The following is a 562-nucleotide window of genomic DNA, read 5'->3' on the forward strand; positions in this document are numbered from 1 at the left end:
CCCACAGCACCGCGGTGCGCAGGATGTCGTGGCGTGCGATCACCCGGTTGAAGCTGTCGATGAAGCGCTCCAGCCGCTCGCGGCTGTCGAAGCCCAGCAACTGCGGGGTGATGTATGCATCGCCCTCGCGCTGCAGCAGGTGGTGGAACAGCATGCCCTCCTGCAGCGGGGCCAGCGGATAGATGTCCTGGATGTTGGCCGCCCCGCCCGGCACCGCCGCCTCGATGCGCGCGATCTGCGCCGCATCCAGCTCGACCAGCGTGAGCATCCGCGGCTCTATCGCGCTGCAGCCAGCCGGTATCAGGTTCGGCGGCACCGCCACGTCGCGCTGCCCGTCCGTGCGCTGCTGCGCCAGCGCCTGCGCGAACGCGGCCAACTGCGGGTGCTCGAACAGCGTGCGCACCTGCGCCGGCCAACCCAGCGCGCGCACCGCTTCGAGCAGCTTGAGCGCCAGCAGCGAGTGCCCGCCCAGCTCGAAGAAGTTGTCCTGCCGGCCCACGCGCGCCACCCCCAGCACCTCGGCCCAGATCGCCGCGAGCCGCTGCTCCACCTCCCCTTCAGG

Annotated in this window: 1 protein-coding gene; it reads right to left on the reverse strand. The window is 71.2% G+C overall.

What is annotated here, in order from left to right:
* Positions 1-562 (reverse strand): phosphopantetheine-binding protein (locus ALA01S_RS31385; RefSeq protein WP_157119461.1); only part of this gene is annotated, 562 nt, incomplete at both ends.

Source organism: Azohydromonas lata NBRC 102462, from assembly GCF_001571085.1.
In the GTDB taxonomy this organism is placed as follows: domain Bacteria; phylum Pseudomonadota; class Gammaproteobacteria; order Burkholderiales; family Burkholderiaceae_C; genus Azohydromonas; species Azohydromonas lata.